At 40.9% G+C, this 18,482-nt stretch carries 19 protein-coding genes; 9 read left to right on the forward strand and 10 right to left on the reverse strand.

Translation table 11 applies throughout. The annotated features are described in order from the left end of the window. Positions 1-41 precede the first annotated feature (41 nt). The gene (locus HOP08_05980; protein NOT74459.1) at positions 42-1,298 is read left to right on the forward strand and encodes a beta-lactamase family protein; all 1,257 of its coding nucleotides are present in this window, start codon (positions 42-44) and stop codon (positions 1,296-1,298) included. Between the two features lies 1 nt (position 1,299). Here HOP08_05980 and HOP08_05985 read toward each other — a convergent pair whose 3' ends face one another. Continuing rightward, positions 1,300-1,635, reverse strand: coding sequence for a hypothetical protein (locus HOP08_05985; protein ID NOT74460.1), 336 nt, complete (start codon positions 1,633-1,635; stop codon positions 1,300-1,302). Between the two features lie 214 nt (positions 1,636-1,849). Here HOP08_05985 and HOP08_05990 point away from each other — a divergent pair, with 214 nt between their 5' ends. Then, positions 1,850-2,329 carry a DUF4269 domain-containing protein gene (locus HOP08_05990; GenBank protein ID NOT74461.1) on the forward strand — a complete coding sequence of 160 codons (480 nt, stop codon included), beginning with the start codon at positions 1,850-1,852 and terminating at the stop codon, positions 2,327-2,329. Positions 2,330-2,434: 105 nt separating this feature from the next. Then, positions 2,435-3,346: a cation transporter gene (locus HOP08_05995; GenBank protein NOT74462.1), complete on the forward strand. Its 912-nt coding sequence runs from the start codon at positions 2,435-2,437 to the stop codon at positions 3,344-3,346. A 98-nt stretch (positions 3,347-3,444) separates the two neighbouring features. Here HOP08_05995 and HOP08_06000 read toward each other — a convergent pair whose 3' ends face one another. The 6 genes from HOP08_06000 to HOP08_06025 form a co-directional block, all read right to left on the reverse strand. Next, positions 3,445-4,248, reverse strand: coding sequence for an ABC transporter permease subunit (locus HOP08_06000; GenBank protein NOT74463.1), 804 nt, complete (start codon positions 4,246-4,248; stop codon positions 3,445-3,447). Beyond that, positions 4,226-5,140, reverse strand: coding sequence for an ABC transporter ATP-binding protein (locus HOP08_06005; GenBank protein NOT74464.1), 915 nt, complete (start codon positions 5,138-5,140; stop codon positions 4,226-4,228). The genes HOP08_06000 and HOP08_06005 overlap by 23 nt, the downstream gene beginning before the upstream one ends. 6 nt (positions 5,141-5,146) lie before the next feature. Beyond that, positions 5,147-5,692 carry a DUF4252 domain-containing protein gene (locus HOP08_06010; protein ID NOT74465.1) on the reverse strand — a complete coding sequence of 182 codons (546 nt, stop codon included), beginning with the start codon at positions 5,690-5,692 and terminating at the stop codon, positions 5,147-5,149. A gap of 122 nt (positions 5,693-5,814) precedes the next feature. Beyond that, a complete protein-coding gene (locus HOP08_06015) occupies positions 5,815-6,378 on the reverse strand; it encodes a DUF4252 domain-containing protein (protein NOT74466.1) in 564 nt (187 codons plus the stop codon). Between the two features lie 29 nt (positions 6,379-6,407). After that, positions 6,408-6,920, reverse strand: coding sequence for a hypothetical protein (locus HOP08_06020; protein ID NOT74467.1), 513 nt, complete (start codon positions 6,918-6,920; stop codon positions 6,408-6,410). Beyond that, positions 6,910-7,422 carry an RNA polymerase sigma factor gene (locus tag HOP08_06025; protein NOT74468.1) on the reverse strand — a complete coding sequence of 171 codons (513 nt, stop codon included), beginning with the start codon at positions 7,420-7,422 and terminating at the stop codon, positions 6,910-6,912. Before HOP08_06025 ends, HOP08_06020 begins: the two co-directional genes overlap by 11 nt. Positions 7,423-7,600: 178 nt before the next feature. Here HOP08_06025 and ygiD point away from each other — a divergent pair, with 178 nt between their 5' ends. The 3 genes from ygiD to HOP08_06040 are packed head-to-tail and all read left to right on the forward strand — an operon-like array spanning position 7,601 to position 9,606. Further along, positions 7,601-8,425, forward strand: coding sequence for a 4,5-DOPA dioxygenase extradiol (gene ygiD, locus HOP08_06030; protein NOT74469.1), 825 nt, complete (start codon positions 7,601-7,603; stop codon positions 8,423-8,425). 27 nt (positions 8,426-8,452) lie between these two features. Continuing rightward, complete coding sequence (locus tag HOP08_06035; protein NOT74470.1) at positions 8,453-8,683, forward strand: hypothetical protein; 231 nt, start codon at positions 8,453-8,455, stop codon at positions 8,681-8,683. Between the two features lie 2 nt (positions 8,684-8,685). Further along, the gene (locus tag HOP08_06040; GenBank protein NOT74471.1) at positions 8,686-9,606 is read left to right on the forward strand and encodes a DUF3445 domain-containing protein; all 921 of its coding nucleotides are present in this window, start codon (positions 8,686-8,688) and stop codon (positions 9,604-9,606) included. A gap of 19 nt (positions 9,607-9,625) precedes the next feature. Here the strand turns inward: HOP08_06040 and HOP08_06045 are convergent, their stop codons facing one another. The 3 genes from HOP08_06045 to HOP08_06055 form a co-directional block, all read right to left on the reverse strand. Beyond that, positions 9,626-11,617, reverse strand: coding sequence for an amidohydrolase family protein (locus tag HOP08_06045; GenBank protein NOT74472.1), 1,992 nt, complete (start codon positions 11,615-11,617; stop codon positions 9,626-9,628). Between the two features lie 41 nt (positions 11,618-11,658). Then, positions 11,659-13,389, reverse strand: a complete 1,731-nt coding sequence (locus tag HOP08_06050; protein ID NOT74473.1) for an OmpA family protein — start codon at positions 13,387-13,389, stop codon at positions 11,659-11,661. 86 nt (positions 13,390-13,475) lie between these two features. Then, the gene (locus HOP08_06055) at positions 13,476-13,925 is read right to left on the reverse strand and encodes a cytochrome B (protein NOT74474.1); all 450 of its coding nucleotides are present in this window, start codon (positions 13,923-13,925) and stop codon (positions 13,476-13,478) included. 136 nt (positions 13,926-14,061) lie between these two features. On the opposite strand from HOP08_06055, the gene HOP08_06060 reads away from it, so the two are divergent. The 3 genes from HOP08_06060 (at position 14,062) to HOP08_06070 (ending at position 18,444) form a co-directional block, all read left to right on the forward strand. After that, positions 14,062-16,491, forward strand: coding sequence for a S9 family peptidase (locus tag HOP08_06060; GenBank protein ID NOT74475.1), 2,430 nt, complete (start codon positions 14,062-14,064; stop codon positions 16,489-16,491). Positions 16,492-16,557: 66 nt separating this feature from the next. After that, a complete protein-coding gene (locus HOP08_06065; GenBank protein NOT74476.1) occupies positions 16,558-17,496 on the forward strand; it encodes a hypothetical protein in 939 nt (312 codons plus the stop codon). Positions 17,497-17,499: 3 nt separating this feature from the next. After that, positions 17,500-18,444 (forward strand): hypothetical protein, encoded by a 945-nt coding sequence (locus tag HOP08_06070; protein NOT74477.1) that lies wholly within the window; start codon positions 17,500-17,502, stop codon positions 18,442-18,444. Positions 18,445-18,482: the final 38 nt, after the last annotated feature.

Consider the following 18,482-nt stretch of genomic DNA (forward strand, 5'->3'; position numbering starts at 1 on the left):
TGTAATAAAAATAATCTAAATTAGAATCCAAATTCCACGCCATGAGATATCTATTCACTCTGATCTTTTTTGCTTTTGCAATCTCCCATCTTTTGGGGCAGTCTATTCCCGTTGGTAAACCTGCAGAAAACGGAATGTCGGCAGAACGCCTCAATCGCATAGATCCATGGATCAACGAACTGGTGGCTAAAAAGCAGATTCCGGGTGCTGTCGTTTTAATTTTACGAAATGGAAAAGTGATTCTTTACAAAGCATATGGTTACAGTGATGTTGAGAAACAAACTTTAATGAAAAAGGATGACATATTCCGCATGGCATCCCAAAGCAAAGCCATCACCAGTCTTGCGGTGATGATGCTGTATGAAGAAGGGAAATTTATGTTGGATGAACCAGTCTCCAGGTACATTCCCGAGTTCAGGAATCCAAAAGTACTGGTGAATCTTAACTGGAAGGACACAACGTATACCACAACTCCTGCAAAAAGCGAGATCACTATCCGTCAACTTCTGACACATACTTCCGGCATTGATTATGCAGGCATTGGAAGTCAGGAGTTCAAGGCTATCTATGCAAAGGCCGGTGTTCCAAGTGGAATAGGAAATGACAACATGGTGCTTGGTGACAAAATGAAAATTCTGGCAGGTCTCCCCTTAAAAAGCAATCCCGGAGAACAATATACCTATAGCCTTAGTCTCGATGTACTTGGGTATTTAGTAGAAGTTCTTTCGAAGATGTCACTGGATCAATTCTTCCGTGAAAGAATTTTCAAGCCTCTTGGAATGAATGACACTTACTTCTACATGCCGAAAGAAAAACATTCCCGTCTCGTTGGACTCTATCAGGTAAAGAACGGAGTTGTTGAGAAAATCCTTGGACCTGCATTCGATGGTGTTAACGTAAACTACCCTACTCTTGCAGGGAAGTATTATTCAGGTGGCGCAGGTCTTAGCGGATCCATTGAAGACTATGCAAAGTTTCTCCAGCTTTTTATCAATAAAGGAGAATTTAATGGCGTGAGACTACTGAGTCGCAAAACTGTTGAATTAATGATGACGAATCAGATCCAACCTCCGATGACACAACAATATGGACTTGGTTTTGGATTAGAAACGGAGAAGAACGATTATCAATCGATCTCCTCCATTGGATCCTTTCGCTGGGGCGGTGCATTTAACACGCAATACTGGGGCGATTCCCGTGAAAAACTTGTAGGCCTTATATACACCAACATGCTGGGGACACAGGTTAACACGGGAGAATTATTTAAAACATTCACCTACCAGGCAATTACCGATTAGATCATTCTCCTGTCAGGGAAATATCTCTGTGATACCCATTGGAAAGTTCGTTGAAAGGCAGATGGACAACCAGGGAAGTTTCCTCTTCGTTGGCGACAATGTTATGAACATCCACGTAATAGGGAATTTCCTTGTTGTATAATATCCTTGGAAACTTGATAGATTTCACTTTCGATTTGATTGGAATCAGGTAATAGATCATCAGCTGATTATTATCAATTTCAACCTTTATATTCTCTACGTCAATACCAGGTACCCGAATTTTGACCTCATGATAGGTTGGAAACTTCTGCAATCTTACTAACGGCTCACTAGTTCCACCATTGAGGGTATTCATAATATCAATACTTGAAATCAATTCCTGGGGCAAATTCAATGCTGTCTTCTTCATACTCTATTCCTCCAGTGCCACCTGCTTCAATTGTTGTACCTACAATTAAATACGCCATTCCGGCAGGGTTGGAGAGGTTTTCAAAGCCAAATTGACGTCATTTGACAATTATATGATAGAGGATTTCTTCAATTTGTCATACCTCAGTTCAGGATCTGAAATACAGCAAAAAGGCTTCAGAACCATCCAGAAATCAAACGTCATTTCGCTGTTGTCGGATTTTAATCCCGTACTGGCGGGCACCCTTCCTCTCGATTTATTTATAGAAGGAAGTGATCTTGACATTATCTGCTTTGCACACGATTTGAGTTCTTTCGAAGAGTTTTGTGAGAGAGAGTTCAGGCATTATAGCAACTTCAACATCCGGCGAAATATTATCAACGAGATCCCTGGGGTTATTGTAAACTTTACTTTTGAAAATTTTCCATTTGAATTATTTGCCCAGGGCATACCAACAGAAAAACAAAATTCTTTTCTTCATCTGAAAATGGAATATGAAATTCTTCAGCAGAAGGGATCATTGTTCAGAGAGAAAATACTGGACCTAAAGAAGAAAGGAATAAAAACTGAGCCTGCCTTTGCTCAGCTGCTGCGTCTTCAGGGTGATCCTTATACAGCATTATTATCCTATCGGATTTGAAACATCGTTGCAGCAGTGAATAAATTTCACGTAGCTGTGTTGCAACAACACCGAATTATTCAGGAATAGTGATTGATTCCAGATTCATGGCTGTACCTTTGAAGCATGGGACACGATCACCATCATCACCATGCACCGACATTATCATCGGTGAACACAGCCTTTAAGGTTGGGATCGCACTCAATATTGTCTTTGTTATTGTTGAGGCGTCTGTTGGGTTTTATATCAATTCACTTTCATTACTATCCGATGCAGCACACAACCTCGCGGATGTCGGAACACTCGCTCTCTCGTTGCTTGCATTCCGTTTGTTGAAAGTTAAATCCAATGAACATTTTACATACGGATATAGGAAGACCTCCATACTTGTTTCTCTTTTCAATTCTGTAGTGCTTTTGATCTCTATCGGAGGAATCGCGTTCGAGGCGATCCATAAATTCTTTCAACCTCAGATCGAGCCGTTGCCTGGAACAACGATCGCTATTGTGGCTGGTGTGGGGATTATTATAAATGGAGCATCTGCCATGCTTTTCTTCAAAGAGAAGAATAAAGATATTAATGTAAAGAGCGCCTACCTTCACTTATTGAGTGATGCCATTGTATCCGCAGGGATTGTCGTAGGTGGAATTGTCATTTACTACACTCAGTGGTTCTGGCTCGACAGTGCTCTAAGTCTTATCATCGCCGGAGTAATTCTCATCAGCACATGGCAATTACTAAAAGAAAGTCTTCGTCTATCCCTTGACGGTGTGCCGGAAGACATTCATTTGAATGAGATAAGAGATTCTGTTTTGAAATTTGAAGGCGTCGTCGATATACATCACATCCATGTGTGGGCTATCAGTTCAACAGAGAATGCCATGACTGCTCACCTTGTCCTGAGATCTGATATTAATCATGAGGACGAAGTAAAGCTCAAAAAAAATCTAAAGCACGAGTTGGAGCACAAGAATATTCGTCATATCACACTCGAGACGGAGCTTGAGAATGAAAAATGCACCACAAAGGTCTGCTGAGATTAATCCTTAAATAAAAACCTAAAGCCTATAAGAATCGCCTACAAAACCAGTGTTACTGCATTGGCAGCGATAACAGGCAGATCATCGATCAGTAATCAGATATCAGAATTCTTCAGCTTCAGATAAGAGAAATAGTTGAAAAGGAACGTCCAGAAGGATGCTACTGCCAAAGAGATTAGTGAAACATGATCCCGGATTTCAGAAAACCAGTATCGCTTGAAGGGAAAAGGAACCAGGTTTGAGATTGACTCTAATGGGAAAAACTGAATGAAGTCAGGAATATAATCATCCAGGTTTGCCTTGATAATAAACTCGATAAGGAAAGCAAACAGCAATAGGATGATCGTCAGCCCCGAGCGCTGGATCATGATTCCCAGCATTAATGAAAATGAAAGGAATGCAAAGACTTCAAGAAAATATGCAATGCAGAAATCCATTCCTGTAAAGCCGTATGGAAAATCAAGTGACGGAGAGTATATAAGACCTGTTATGGAAGCAATCAAAAAAACGATGAGCATGCTGGAAAAACTCAAAACAAAGTTTGTCAGCATCTTGGAATACAGAAACTCCTTGCGGCTCAGTCCGTCAATAATATTCTGACGAATGGTCCTGTATGTGAATTCATTGGAAATAGATATTACCACCATGATTCCAATTCCCAACTTCAAAAGACCAGAGCTCCACAAAAGATTTTGCCAGATATCCGGGAAGTGATAAAGAGGAATGCGATTGATATTGATCGACTCACCAAAACCCTCAATGAGATTGCTCAGCCACTTTAAGAATTCCATACCACTCGCCGCCCCTACTATGAGGGTAAAGAAGTACAGACCGCAAATGATCCAAAAAGTGCGGTAGTCTAAAAGTTTTTTAAGATCAATTTTTAATAAGTGCAGCATGGTCGGCTTCCGCTAAAATTTCCAAAAATTGTTTTTCAAGACTCTTCTTCTGTGTTACCAGGTGGGTGGCAACAATTCCTTTATCAAAAAGATATTGGTTCAGGTTTTCGCTATGAAACCCTCCCTTCATCCGCACCAAAAAATGCTCATCCTCACGTTTTACAGACATTGTTCCTTCGAAACTTTCCAGTAATGATATGAGGTCATCACGATGGGCTGTTACCTCCACAAGCTCTTCTCCCTTTCCAACATCAACGACTGGTCCGTAGTGAACCAGAGATCCCTTCCTCAAAATCGCAAAATGTGAACATACCTTTTGCACTTCATCAAGCAAGTGACTTGCAAGGATGATTGTCTTTCCGTCGTTAGCGATCTTCTTGATGATCTCGCGTATTTCAGCAATCCCCTGCGGATCAAGTCCATTGGTAGGTTCATCCAGAATAAGAACAATAGGATCGTTCAACAGCGCTGAGGCAATTGCCAGGCGTTGCTTCATTCCAAGGGAATACGTTTTATACTTATCATTTCTACGGGAAGTCAATTCAACCGTCTCAAGCACTTTTGCAATATTGGATTCCGCCGATTGCTTGATCATTGACATCAATTCCAGATTTTGCTGGCCGGTGAGGTAAGGATAAAAAATAGGATGCTCCAATACTGCACCAATCTTTCTTCTCAATTCATGTGTTGGCGGTTGACCAAACCACGAAAAACTTCCGGAAGTAGGATTCGTTACACCCATCAGCATCCCAAGAGTAGTAGTCTTACCGCTACCATTGGGGCCCAGCATTCCAAATACCTGACCACGCTTAACTTCAAGCGAAAGATTATTGACAGCGCATAGTCTGCCGAAATTCTTTGTGAGTCCTTCTATTTTGAGTACGTTTTCCAAAGCAGATTAATTTTCTCCCTTACTTTTACCCTTAGCTTTATCCTTGTCACGTCCCATAAAATTCTTGATCCGGTTTCCGATATCCGTGCTGTTGTCAATGGAGTTGAAAAGTGAGCCAGCTTTGGAAATATCAATCGTACCGAGCATATCCAGTACATAGAGGCTGGTAGAATCATTAATTAAGATGACGGTACCAGGAGTCGATCCTTCCTTATCTTTAAAATAAACATCGAGATTCTTTCCATCAAAGCGTCCCGTCATAATAGACTCATAGGATTCAGACTGATAGTCTTTTGTAAGTTTTTTATAATCATCGGAACCAAAGCTTGACTTCGATTTATCAAGCATGAGAAACTTCATCTTCTCAATATTCTTGATCATTTCATCAAATTCCTTGTTATCGGATTGATTCAACATCCTCAATGTGTTCTTATAAAAGAAAAGGGTAAAAGGATTATCGAATTTGGTTTGCAAAGCTTCGGTTGTCTTCGATTGAGCAAATGCTCCTGTAAAAACAAACATTGCAATAATGGCCAGTATGCTTTTTTTCATATGAGATAATCTCCTGTATATGTTGTTGACCTGTTAGTTATCAAACGTTGAATGGAGGCCTGGGTTATAAAAATAATACCATGACCGTTAAGTCATGGTATCAAATCGATTAAAAACTATAATTAATTTTTCTTATTGTCCTTGCTATTGCTGTTATCCTTCACTTTTTCACCTTTGTCCATCTTATTAAGGTGATTGAACCCATCAATATTGATTGCTTTTCCAATCTTACCCATCTCTTTCAGATCAATCTCACCAAATAAAGTCATCACCATGAACTCATTGTTGCCACCCATGACCATCACCAGCTCGCTGATCTTACCACCCGATTCCTTGGTGTAGAATTTCATATCCTTGTCCTTATCACGGACAGTCATCAATTCTTCAAAGTCACCGGAAGGGATCATTGCCATCGCCTCTTTATACAGTTCACGTGAATTACGCGCCTCATCTTTCTTCAGGATCTTCAATCCTTTGATCTTGCTGATCGCTGCAATGATAGCCTTTTCATCAGGAGTATCTCCAGTGATGTTTGCCATCATGCTAAACATCTTTCCACTAATGTTGACGACACTAAAGTTTTCATCTTCCTGGTACTTTGTGAAGAATTTTGCAATCGCATCATTCTGAGCAAAGGCGCCCACTGACATCAACATCATTACTACACCAACCATTAACTTTTTCATATTGAACAATTTTTAAATTTTAAATCTTTTTAGATAGTACTTTTTTCTTTTGGGGCTTTATCCTGGATCTTTTCCTCAGCTTCAGAAAAAGCCTTGATCTTTCCCGCATCCTTTTGAGCTGAATTGAAACTATTGGAGATCATCATCAGCGCCTTCTTTGTTTCTTCCAATGCCAGTTGAGGATCTGAATACGTATCCTGAAGCTCCTGAGGATACGATTTTCTTACTTCCTGTCTGATAAAGTAAGTCGCTGCTACCATCACCACTATGCCTGCTGCTATTCTTGAGATGTTTGTAAAACTTACCATACTTACGACCTTTCCTCCTCGACGCTGACGAAGTTCTTTTGTTACAGTCGGCTCAAAATTTTCATTCAATGATTTATTTTTCTCGCCTTCAAAAAAAAGAAACATCTCAGCAGTAGCCTTCATAGATTCCGGAACATTCTTACCCAGGAAGAAAGCACGCAGTTGCTGCTCCTCTTCAAGGGACGTTTCACACATCCAGTATTTTTCTAGCAATTGCTCTATGTTAGAGTCCATAACTATTAATTTTTTGTAATTTCTCACGCACCGCATTCCGTGCGCGGAACAAATTCACTTTCACCTGACTCATGTCAATCTCCATGATTTCACCAATCTCACTATAACTATAACCTTCAATATCACGAAGGTGCATTACCTGGCGTTGCTTCTCAGGAAGATCCGCCATCATTTCCCCTATTCGTTTCATACTTTCAGTCATTTCAGTCTTTTCATATGGCGAAAGTGTTTCATTCGCAATATGAAGTCCCTTTTCAAGTGAATCAGTCGGCCGGCGATTTTGCTGACGAAGTCTGTCCAGCGATAGATTCTTGGTTATTCTCATACACCAAGCCTCTATATTCTGGATCTCCGAAAGTTGATCGCGACCATTCCATACTTTAATAAATACCTCCTGAACAACATCCTGAGCCTCTGCACTGCTTCCCAAAAGGCGGAAAGCAAACCTGAAAAGCTTGTTTTTGACGGGAAATACCTGATTCTGGAAAGTTTCCAAGTTCATTGATTACAAGGGGAAGACGCCGAAGCAGCCGGTTTGTTACAAAGAGGCACTAAATTAGTCAAACGGCTTAAATAGGATGTTTTGATTCCTCAGTCGCAACTTTTTAAGAAGGTATATTGTTGATCCAAGAGCTATGGACCGCAGTCAATTTCTCACCAGCACGATCGGATTATTATCTATGAATTCCTTACAAGATCTCAAGAAACTAAGCGACACTCTTTCTACAGAGGAAAGCAGAACGCCTGTACTTTTTATTGGCCATGGATCTCCCATGAATGGAATTGAAGACAATGAATTCAGCGAGTCATGGACTAAGCTTGGACAGGAAATGACACCTCCCAAAGCAGTGATTTGTATTTCAGCACATTGGTTCACCCGCGGAACATTCATTACAGCCATGGATCATCCAAGGACCATTCACGACTTTGGAGGTTTCCCGAGACAACTTTTCGATGTGCAATATCCGTCCCCGGGAAGTCCCGCTCTTGCGAAAGAAGCGGCTGCTATGATTCATAAAGCAACTGTAGGGCTTGATCATGAATGGGGACTTGATCATGGAACCTGGACTGTTGTGAGAAGAATGTTTCCTGCGGCAAATATTCCTGTCTTGCAGTTGAGCATTGATTATACCAAAGGACCTCAATTTCATTATGAATTAGCCAAAGAACTTTCATCATTAAGAAGAAAAGGAGTTTTGATCATTGGAAGCGGAAATATGGTTCACAATCTGGGCATCCTTGACTGGAGCCTTACAAATTCCGGATATGACTGGGCTATTGAAATGAATAGTACGTTCAAAAAATTGATTGCCAATGGAGATCATACTCCATTAATCAAATATGAAACACTTGGTCAGGCAGCCAAACTCTCTATTCCTACACCTGAGCATTATCTTCCATTGATCTACACACTTGGATTAAAAGAAGAGAATGATTCGGTTAGCTTCTTCAACGATAAGACAATGATGGGTTCGATCTCCATGACTTCAGTGAAAATAGCCTGAGAGCAAAAAAAATTGTATTTTAATCGGATGGAAATTCCTGAAGATAAGATTGTCATTTATCAGGCATACGATACAGTAATGGAGGCCAACATTGCCAAAACCAAACTGGATGCTTATGGAATTCCCTGCTTTCTGACGGAAGAGAATCTTAACAATCTTTATCCATTCAGGAATGACCTCTTTCCAGGCGTTCGACTTTTTATTTTTGAAAACGACAGAGATCGTGTCAGAGAAGTTCTGACAGAAGAAAATCCCTGACCATGCTCCGCTACTTTCCATTTTCATCAACATTTGATTTGAAGATGGGCACCAGTGCTCTGCCGGTAAATCATTCCATAGTGGAGATAGACGAGAATTATCTAAAGGAAATCAAACTAAAACGCAAGCTTCTATCCACAGATCATTCCTATTACTATCAATCGAGTACTGTTACTGAGAAAGCACAATGGGAAGTAGTTGATAAAATTCTTTTCAATCTTTCCAATAGCTATCCGGATAAGTTCACCTATACAAAGTCATCTGCTAAATCTCAATTTGAAAATAAGTTATTAAAAGAGAAAGTTGACTTTGCATACGGGGACACCTCCACTTTGGATATGGAGCCAATGGATTGGGTAGGAAGGCAAATTCAGGAAGATCTTTTGCTGCTGGACACAGCTTCCATACTTCGGAGTGGTCAATTGTGTTTCCCCAGCGGTTGGGATATCCAATCTAAATTCGAAAAGCATTTTCTGGAACTTCATGCTCCCCTGCCAAAATTGATGGAACCAATGTTGCAAGCGGCTGATAAATTAATAGAACGAATTCCTTTTGGAAAACCAATCGCAAGAACGAACTGGGGATTCAGAATAACAGATCAATTGGATCTTTCAACACGACGTAAGGAATCTTATTCAAGATTGATGCAAATTCTGGTACCTAAACTAACTATTGAAAATACGGGCGATAAGATTTTCGTGCGAAGTGAACGTCAGACGCTATCACGTCTGTCAGAATCAGGATTTGTGCTCTTTACAATTCATACCTATAATAGTAAAGTAATGGAAGAAACGCAGGATATCCATCGCGCGAAAGCGATGCTCACATTCCTTCAAGGCGCACCTCCTGAACTTATTGAGTACAAGGTGATGACACCTTTCCTGGATATCCTGATGAGTTATTTAAAGCATGCGAGTGAATGACCCTAATGATCATTCATTCTTACTTCCAAAAGCCAAATCCATAGCTCGCATACATAGCCTTTGGATCATACAAATGCCCGTTCTTGATGGTAAGGTCTACTTTGCGGATATCTGAAATATTTTTAACAGGATCTCCATCCACCAGGATGAGATTGGCTTTCTTTCCAACTTCGATGGAGCCAAGTTCGGCATCTTTTCCAGCTACCTGTGCTGAGATATAAGTTGCCTTTCTCAAGACTTCGGCATTTGGAACACCGGCTTTCGCATACAACTCCAGCTCACGTTGCAACGCAAAACCAGGAAAATCATCTGTACCCGGAACGAACGTTACACCATTCGCATATAGCATTTGAAGCATTTTGAGCATCTTATCATAAGATTGCCTGTAATCAGCTTCTCTCCCTTTCATTGTTGGAAGACCTCCATGATATAATCCTCTCTTATATTCCGCAGGAAAAGTTGACTGGATCGACTCATAACCTGCAGCAAGTTTACCGGGTTCGTTGACAAACATCCCTTCAAAGATTGCGGCCGTTGGATCAACTACGATCTTCTTGTCCTTTAAAAGCTGAATGAATTTCTTGACGGCAGGACTATTTAAATCAATATTCTTTGCACGCTCGCCAACCTTTATAAATCGCCCCATCGAACGGGTGTCAATCGAATCACCCATAAAATTCAGCATGATCATATTTAAATGAATAATCTGATCATAACCATCATTGATGGCTCTTTCTGCTGTCATAAAGGAAGGTACGTGTCCACATACTTTCATTCCTCTTTTATGCGCTTCGGCGGCTAACGGCTTTACCCAATCAACAGGAATAGAACTATACAATTTGATCTGCTGATATCCATGATCCGCATAATAGTTGATCCCTGCCAGCCCTTCCTCAAGGGTTTTTACAATTTTTCCTGTTGGTCCAGCATACGGTCCTGCAAAATCAACGAACCCTGACATAACAGAAATTTCAGGACCCATCAGTTCATCACTATCGACTTTCTTCTTGATCTCTGGCAAGTCCAAAGAATTGGCCATGTCTTTAATATTGGTTACGCCAGCGGCAAGATGATACAGACCCTGAGTCATATCAAAGTGAGAATGATTATCCCAGAGTCCTGGCAAAAGCATTTTCCCTTTACCTTCAATCACTTTGTAGCCAGGAAGAACTTCAATATTCTTTGTCTTACCCACTTTCAAGATCTTACCCTTGTCGATAACAACGGTCTGGTCAGATGAAACCTTACCAGTCTTCGAATCAAATACACTCACATTCTTTATAGCAACGGGAGTGTTTGGCTTCTGAGTAAATGTTAATGACTGTTCGGTAAAGTAATCCTCCTCCATTTCATCCTGAAGTTTTTTCAATTCAGGAATCAGAAATTCAAAGCCAAACTTGATGGTTGACATCCATCCACCAATGGAAGCAAAAAACTCATGCTTCGGAGTTACCCAAACATACTCAGGAGGGCCACCCGAACCGGTAAATGAATAGAGTTCAAGTTCTTCCGGGAAACCGTTCACTTTTGCTGAATGATTCTTAATGTGGGTGGCCTTCAGCTTACCCGCTGGAAGCGTTTCCATTTCATGGATGTGCTGCTTCATAAGCAACTTCAGCATCCATTCAATTTCTCCTGGAACAGATTCATAAGGCGAATACAATACTGGTCCGGTGACCTTACGTTGATCATCCTCAAGGCTATTTTTCCACTTTGCAATGCCGCCTGAGTTTTCATAGGTCTCCATGACAGCACCTTTAAAATAATCTACGCCTGTCCCTTTGCGATAAATCACCTCACCATTGCTGATTGTAAGATCAACCCTAAGCTTAGGTCCGCGGCCGCGATCGTTATATTGATAGAGATATGAAATTTTTCCAGGTGCATCTGACCACATCAACTGCTTTCCTGAAATTTTTTCTGTAGTAACAATAGAGTAACGAGTTGTATCTGCTGCAGCAAAAACGAGATGAGCTATGCATACACTCAAAAGAGTTAATAGAATTTTCATGAGAAATTAAGATTGGGGTTTGATCTTATTACTTCGACTGACTACTTCTTTAAAACAGTAAATTCAACACGGCGATTGTTTGCTCTGCCTTCTTCTGTATCATTGGTTTCAATGGGCTTTGATTCTCCATAACCTTTGGCAGTCAGTCGACCTCTGTCAATATTTTGTGTGACAAGATACTCTACTACCGCCTGAGAGCGACCCTGGGAAAGATTCAGATTGTATTCATCACTTCCTTTGCTGTCGGTATGGCCGGAGATTTCTATTTCCACTGTTGGATTCTCATCCAGGAAGCTTACCACTTTATTTAATTCAATAAAGGATTCCGATTTTAATGTTGTCTTATTAAAATCAAAATAAATATTTTTCAATCGTACTGTAAGACCTACTTCGATCGGAGTGAGATACAAGTCTTTCGAAAGAGGAGAAAGGTCTTCAGAATTGAACTCAACACTGTCTGTCGCAGATAAAAATCCTTCTGCCGTACCTGCCAGCACATACCATCCCAATTTACCAATCTGCAATTCAAACTTCCCATTATCTGCCTGAAGTGAGTAGCTGCTTTTCTTCTCCGGCTTCAATGTAAAGTCGACTTTAGATTTAATAGGCTCGTTTGTCTTCTTGTTGCGAACTGTTCCTGTAAGAATAAGTTTCTTGGCAATTGGAGTTAAATAAACCTCGACATAAAGCGTTGTGTCATTTCCTAACACAGGAACAATCATATCGATGTCTTGTGGCTGATAACCCGAAGCGCTTGCAGAAAGAATATATTCATTTGTCTCAGGGATTCTTGTTTCGAACTTTCCAGTCAAAGGAGTTTTCAGACTAATCGGCTTAACGTCCTTGATAGTAACATTTACACTGGACGCAATCGGCTGTTTTGTTTTGTCATCATACACCGTTCCGGTTAGCATAACTTTAATTGGCTTGGGTATTAATATCGAAATATCAAGATTTCCTCCATCCATTCTGCTATTGCTTCGCGCAGTATAAATATGACCTGATTGATCCATTGAAAAATAATCATCGGCCGCAACCGTGTTGATCGGTTTACCCAGATTCACAGGATCAGTCCAGTTGTTCCAGCTCTCATCTTGCAAAGTTGACTTATAAATATCTGAACCTCCCTGTCTTCCCGGAACCAACCGGTCACTGGCAAAATAAAGTGTCTTGTTATCAGGACCGATGAAAGGTGCAAACTCATCTGCACTTGTGCTGATCTTCAACTTTTCTGGTTTTGTCCACGCTCCATTCTGTTCATGCGTCACATACAAATCACTCTTGACTCCCGCGGTCTGCTCGGAAAAATAGAGGATCATATGTTTAAGGTCTGCTGAAATGGTAGCGCCATTAAATCTTCCTTTCACCATTGTCGCAAGATCTTTTACGGAAAGTTCCGTCCAGGTGCTGCCATTTCTAACCAAAGAAAAACCGATAGAGTTTCTGGATTTACCGCCCCTGACAAGCAATGTACCGTCAGACAAAACCTGAAATACCTGATTCGTCTTATTCTGATTGAAAGGTGCGCCAAGATGCTGAGGAGGTCCCCATACATCCTTCTCGTCTCTGTTGCTCATCCATATATCCTGAGCACCTTCCTTGTTTACAACAAACCAGTAAAGTTTTTTTCCATCGATGGATACAACCGGTGCTGCGTCGTGATAGATAGAGTTTACCTCCTTAAGCTTGATCAGCTCGTAGCGAGGTGTAAATGTTTGAGAAAATCCAATAAAGCTCAGTAAGACGAAGCAAAGAATAAGGGGTGACTTCATGCAAAAAGATTTGAAGTAAAGTTAGCAGATAAATGCTTCTTTACGAAGTTCGTTTAACCTTCCGGAACGGGCTTTCGGCTCCGAAATTAAGACGCTGTTCCCGGCAATGAAAAGAAACCACGCTTGGCCATAGCAATTCCAACCAAAATCAAAAGCAAAGCAATTGAATTGAAAATGAGCATGCGTTTATGTTTTGCCGTGCCATCTGTCATTTTCTTGGAAGTAATTCTTGCCATAGTGATGAACCCAATCGCAATTAACATAATCACATTATGCTCCATCGTCCAATAGCGAAGAGTAGCGTCCTTCATAGTGCCACCGCTAAACTGCACAAACGGACTAGAGAAGTAAAGAATAATACCGACGAGCAATTGGGTGTGCGTAACAGAGAAAAGAGAAAGACCCAGAATATTATCAACTTTAGTGAAAGCCTTCTTTCCGGAAAATCCCAGAAATGATTTTACAATAACCACCAGTAAAAGGATCAGGACGAAATAGCGTAAAAACGAATGGGTGTGAAGTAGTCCCGGATACATATAATGTAATTAAGAAACCGAAATTAATTGTTTGAGAGCATATAATCACAAGATTCAGTGATTTTATGTCCGCTTATCCAAAACCGTTGGTGCATTTCATTTCCAGTGCTTACCTTTTCTTTCAAAATATTATGCTATGAAAAAATATCTTTTGATAATGACCCTCGGGTTCATTACTTCGGTCTCCCTGGCCCAGGACAACCAGGGTTATCAGCGACCCCCTGAAGAGATCGCGAAACTGGTCGAGGCTCCTCTTACTCCGGCGATCATCATCTCACCTGATAAAAGCTGGATGGCTTTGATGGATCGTTCTGATTATCCAAGTATTGAAGAACTATCTCGTCCTGAATTGCGCATTGCAGGCCTTCGCATCAATCCAGAAAATTTTGGACCAAGCCGGAACAACTTTTTCATTGGATTAAAATTCAAGAATCTCAAAGACATGAAAGAGTATTCTGTAAATGGACTTCCAACTCCTTTGCAGATCAGCAATACAAGTTTTTCTCCTGATGGAAAGAAATTTACATTCCTTCAAACATATCCTGATCGGATTGAATTATGGCTGGTTGATGTTTCAACTGCAAGTGCAAAGCCTCTCACAAAGAAAAAAATTAATGCAACTCTTGCCAATCCTGTTGCATGGTTATCAAATTCCAGCACGATCATTTTCCTCGCAGCGGTCGAAAGCAAAAAACTTCCTGAAAAGACCCGTGTACCGGCCGGACCTGTGATAGAAGAAAATCTTGGAAAGAAAGCTCCCGCGCGTACTTACCAGGATCTTTTGAAAAATCCTTATGATGAAACGCTATTCGATTATCATTGTACTTCTCAATTATATTCCATTTCATTGGACGGAACTGAGAAAGCAGTAGGTGTACCAGGAGTATATTCCACTCAGAGTGTTTCACCGGATGGTTCTTTTGTGCTTGCAAAAGTCATTCATCGCCCATACTCCTATCTCGTACCTGCTAACTTATTTCCACAGTTGGTTCAGGTGATGGACATGAATGGTAATGTTGTAAAAAAACTTGTTGATGTGCCACTGGGAGATAATGTTCCTGTTGGATTCAATGCTGTCATAAAAGGACCAAGAGGTCATGCATGGCGTGCTGATCAGCCATCAACACTTTATTGGGCAGAAGCCCAGGATCAGGGAGATCCAAAGATTAAAGCCGAAATCCGCGACAAGGTTATTCAACTGAGTGCACCCTTCACTGGCAACCCATCTGATGTCATCAGTCTTCCATTACGATATGCAGGGATGATGTGGGGCAATGAAAAGTTAGCGATGGTAAACGAAATCTGGTGGGCTGATCGCAAGATCCGTACCTATCAGATAGACCCATCTAATCTTTCAAAGAAAAAAGTATTGTTTGATCGTTCTTACGAAGATGCTTACACAGATCCGGGCGATATTGTTACTACCTTCAATCAATATGGTCGTTCGGTGATCCTGATTAATTCTGACAATTCAATATATCTTGATGGCGATGGTTCTTCACCACAAGGTGATCGTCCGTTTCTAAGCAAAATGGATCTTACATCCGGAAAGATCACAAACCTCTGGAAGAGTGATGCTCCTTATTATGAATTCGTAGTGAGCTTCATTGATCCAAAGAAAGGAACATTTATAACTTCACGTGAATCTCAAAATGAAACCGCTAACTACTTTATTCACACTATAGGATCGAAAAATGTAACAGCCGTAACTTCTTTCCCCCATCCTTATCCACAAATCAAGGATGTGAAGAAGCAAGTATTAAAATACAAACGTCCTGATGGTGTAGATCTAACTGCAGATCTTTATTTACCTCCAGGCTATAAAAAAGAAGATGGTCCATTGCCAACCTTTCTGTGGGCTTATCCTGCCGAGTTCAAGTCAAAAGACAATGCTGGTCAGGTAAAGGGATCACCTTATACCTTCACCCGCATCAGCTCCGGCAGCCCGATCTATTGGGTGGTAAGAGGATATGCCGTGCTGGACAATGCATCTATTCCGATTGTTGGAGAAGGAGATGCTGAACCTAACGATACATATATCGAACAACTCGTTGCCAGTGCAAAATCAGCCATCGATTACGGAGCGTCATTAGGTTATGTTGATCCAAAAAGAGTTGGAGTGGGTGGTCATAGTTATGGAGCTTTCATGACTGCGAACTTACTGGCACACTCCGATCTATTCAAAGCAGGAATTGCAAGAAGCGGCGCATACAATCGCACGCTCACTCCTTTTGGTTTCCAGCAGGAAGAACGTACTTACTGGGAAGCGCCGGAAGTGTATAATAAAATGTCTCCATTCTCTTATGCCGATAAGGTAAAGACTCCCGTGCTCTTCATCCATGGTGAAGCGGATAATAATTCCGGAACTTTTCCAATTCAGACAGAGAGATTTTACAATGCTATAAAAGGACATGGCGGAACAGCACGTTACGTATTGCTGCCATACGAAAGTCATGGCTACCGGGCAAAGGAATCTATCATGCACATGCTGTGGGAAATGGATAATATGCTTGAAACCTATGTAAAGGGAGGTGATAAAATGAAGGCCAAGATCGGAACAAAATAAAAATTTCGATTTTCCAGGAAAGAAAGATATCGGGTAATCTCGGTATCTTTCTTTTTTATACCCCCTATGAAACAACTCTTCCTGCTTCTCATTTTCGCGTGCTCTTTTTTATCATCAAAAGCACAGAGTGCCGATACAGTAAAAGTTGGCGCCTATATTATCAGTGTTCATGATATTAATTTTCATGACAAGGAATACACCATTCGTTTCTGGTTATGGTTTTTATACAGTAATCCGGAATTTAATTTTCTAAAGCAACTTGACATCCCTAACGCAAAAGAAATAGACGAGCCGGATATTGTAGAAGACAGCGTGAACGGGAAAAAATGGGTGCAGATGAAAATGAAATGTACCATGAAAGAAAATTGGGTAGTTCATAACTTCCCGTTTGACGAACAGCACTTGAGAGTACGAGTTGAGAATTCTGTCTTCGACAAGAATAGCCTAATCTTTCTTGCTGATAAAAGGCATTCAATGTTTGATGATATTGAGGGCCTTGATGGATGGCATATCAAGGATTTTAAAGTTTCATCTGACACAACTCGTTACGGAACGGGCTTTGGTGACCCACGGGTTGGCCATGACTCTCAGACCTTCTCTACGTTTAAGATAGACATGAATATCAAGCGCGATGCATGGGGACTTTTTATGAAAATCTTCATTGGAATGTACATCGCCTTCCTTATTGCCCTGATCAGCTTTGTATCCTTTCCGTGGGAACTGGAACCTCGCTTTGGGTTGCCAGTCGGTGGTCTGTTTGCTGCGGTGGGTAACAAATATATTATCGATTCACTGCTTCCGGAATCTCCGGAGTTTAGTCTGGTTGATACGCTGCATAGTATAACTTTCTTTGGAATCTTATCCGTTCTGGCTGTTTCGGCGATTTCTCTTAAGTATTTCAATGCCGGAAACAAAGAAGCTTGTCTGAAAGCTGACAAGATCGGATCCCGGATTGTAGCGGGAGCTTTTGTACTTTTGAATATCTATTACATTGCCTCTGCCTAACCTGTGAAAAAATTACTATTCACCATTTCCATTTTATTCAGTTCTCTGATAGCCAGTGCTACGCCGCCTGATACTGTGCGTGCAGGTGCATATATCATCAGTATTCATGATATTAACTTTCATGATAAAGAATACACCATCAGGTTCTGGCTTTGGTTTCAATACAGCAACCCCAACTTCGATTTCAGCAAGCAACTGGATATTCCAAACGCAAAAAGCATTGACCCACCAGAAATCATCGTCGATAGTATTGACGGCAAGGCTTGGGTGATGATGAAAATGAAATGCACAATGAAGGAGAGCTGGGAGGTCGGCGATTTTCCTTTTGATTCACAGCATCTGAATGTTCAGATTGAAAATACGCTCTTCGATAAAAACACACTCGTATTTGATCCTGATCTTGAAGGAAGTCGTTTTGGAAAAAAGATTGCAATTGACGGATGGACCATCAGTAATTTTTCCGTGAATTCACAAATCAGTGAATATGAGACAGGCTTTGGGGACTACAGACTTCCCAGTCAGCACACGGAGTTTGCGACGTTCAATATTGACATGAATATTGAACGTGAAGCCTGGGGCTTGTTTATGAAGATCTTTATTGGAATGTACATAGCCTTCCTGATTTCTATGATCAGCTTCACTCCGCATCCATGGGAGCTTGAGCCAAGATTTGGATTGCCAGTCGGCGGTTTGTTTGCCGCGGTTGGAAACAAATATATTATTGACTCACTCCTGCCGGAATCTTCACAATTCAGTCTTGTGGACACTCTTCATACTATAACTTTCCTGGCAATCTTTGCAACGCTATTGGTATCGGCGATCTCATTACGTTTGTATGATCGCGGGAGAAAAGAAGATTGTTTGAAAGTGAATAAATACGGATCTAGAATTGTAGTAGGCGTTTATGCTCTTTTAAACATCTTCTTCATTTGGCTGGCAATAATCTAAAAAAGAGCGTTGAGCGTGCTCAATTCCCACTTTTGAGA

This window comes from Cyclobacteriaceae bacterium (assembly GCA_013141055.1).
Taxonomy (GTDB): Bacteria; Bacteroidota; Bacteroidia; order Cytophagales; family Cyclobacteriaceae; genus ELB16-189.

What these genes read in the sequence shown, in the direction of transcription:
- HOP08_05980 (NOT74459.1), top strand. Translation starts at nt 42, where the DNA reads ATGAGATATCTATTCACTCTGATCTTTTTTGCTTTTGCAATCTCCCAT.
- HOP08_05985 (NOT74460.1), bottom strand. Translation starts at nt 1,635, where the DNA reads ATGAATACCCTCAATGGTGGAACTAGTGAGCCGTTAGTAAGATTGCAG.
- HOP08_05995 (NOT74462.1), top strand. Translation starts at nt 2,435, where the DNA reads ATGGGACACGATCACCATCATCACCATGCACCGACATTATCATCGGTG.
- HOP08_06000 (NOT74463.1), bottom strand. Translation starts at nt 4,248, where the DNA reads ATGCTGCACTTATTAAAAATTGATCTTAAAAAACTTTTAGACTACCGC.
- HOP08_06010 (NOT74465.1), bottom strand. Translation starts at nt 5,692, where the DNA reads ATGAAAAAAAGCATACTGGCCATTATTGCAATGTTTGTTTTTACAGGA.
- HOP08_06015 (NOT74466.1), bottom strand. Translation starts at nt 6,378, where the DNA reads ATGAAAAAGTTAATGGTTGGTGTAGTAATGATGTTGATGTCAGTGGGC.
- HOP08_06020 (NOT74467.1), bottom strand. Translation starts at nt 6,920, where the DNA reads ATGGACTCTAACATAGAGCAATTGCTAGAAAAATACTGGATGTGTGAA.
- HOP08_06025 (NOT74468.1), bottom strand. Translation starts at nt 7,422, where the DNA reads ATGAACTTGGAAACTTTCCAGAATCAGGTATTTCCCGTCAAAAACAAG.
- ygiD (NOT74469.1), top strand. Translation starts at nt 7,601, where the DNA reads ATGAATTCCTTACAAGATCTCAAGAAACTAAGCGACACTCTTTCTACA.
- HOP08_06035 (NOT74470.1), top strand. Translation starts at nt 8,453, where the DNA reads ATGGAAATTCCTGAAGATAAGATTGTCATTTATCAGGCATACGATACA.
- HOP08_06040 (NOT74471.1), top strand. Translation starts at nt 8,686, where the DNA reads ATGCTCCGCTACTTTCCATTTTCATCAACATTTGATTTGAAGATGGGC.
- HOP08_06045 (NOT74472.1), bottom strand. Translation starts at nt 11,617, where the DNA reads ATGAAAATTCTATTAACTCTTTTGAGTGTATGCATAGCTCATCTCGTT.
- HOP08_06050 (NOT74473.1), bottom strand. Translation starts at nt 13,389, where the DNA reads ATGAAGTCACCCCTTATTCTTTGCTTCGTCTTACTGAGCTTTATTGGA.
- HOP08_06055 (NOT74474.1), bottom strand. Translation starts at nt 13,925, where the DNA reads ATGTATCCGGGACTACTTCACACCCATTCGTTTTTACGCTATTTCGTC.
- HOP08_06060 (NOT74475.1), top strand. Translation starts at nt 14,062, where the DNA reads ATGAAAAAATATCTTTTGATAATGACCCTCGGGTTCATTACTTCGGTC.
- HOP08_06065 (NOT74476.1), top strand. Translation starts at nt 16,558, where the DNA reads ATGAAACAACTCTTCCTGCTTCTCATTTTCGCGTGCTCTTTTTTATCA.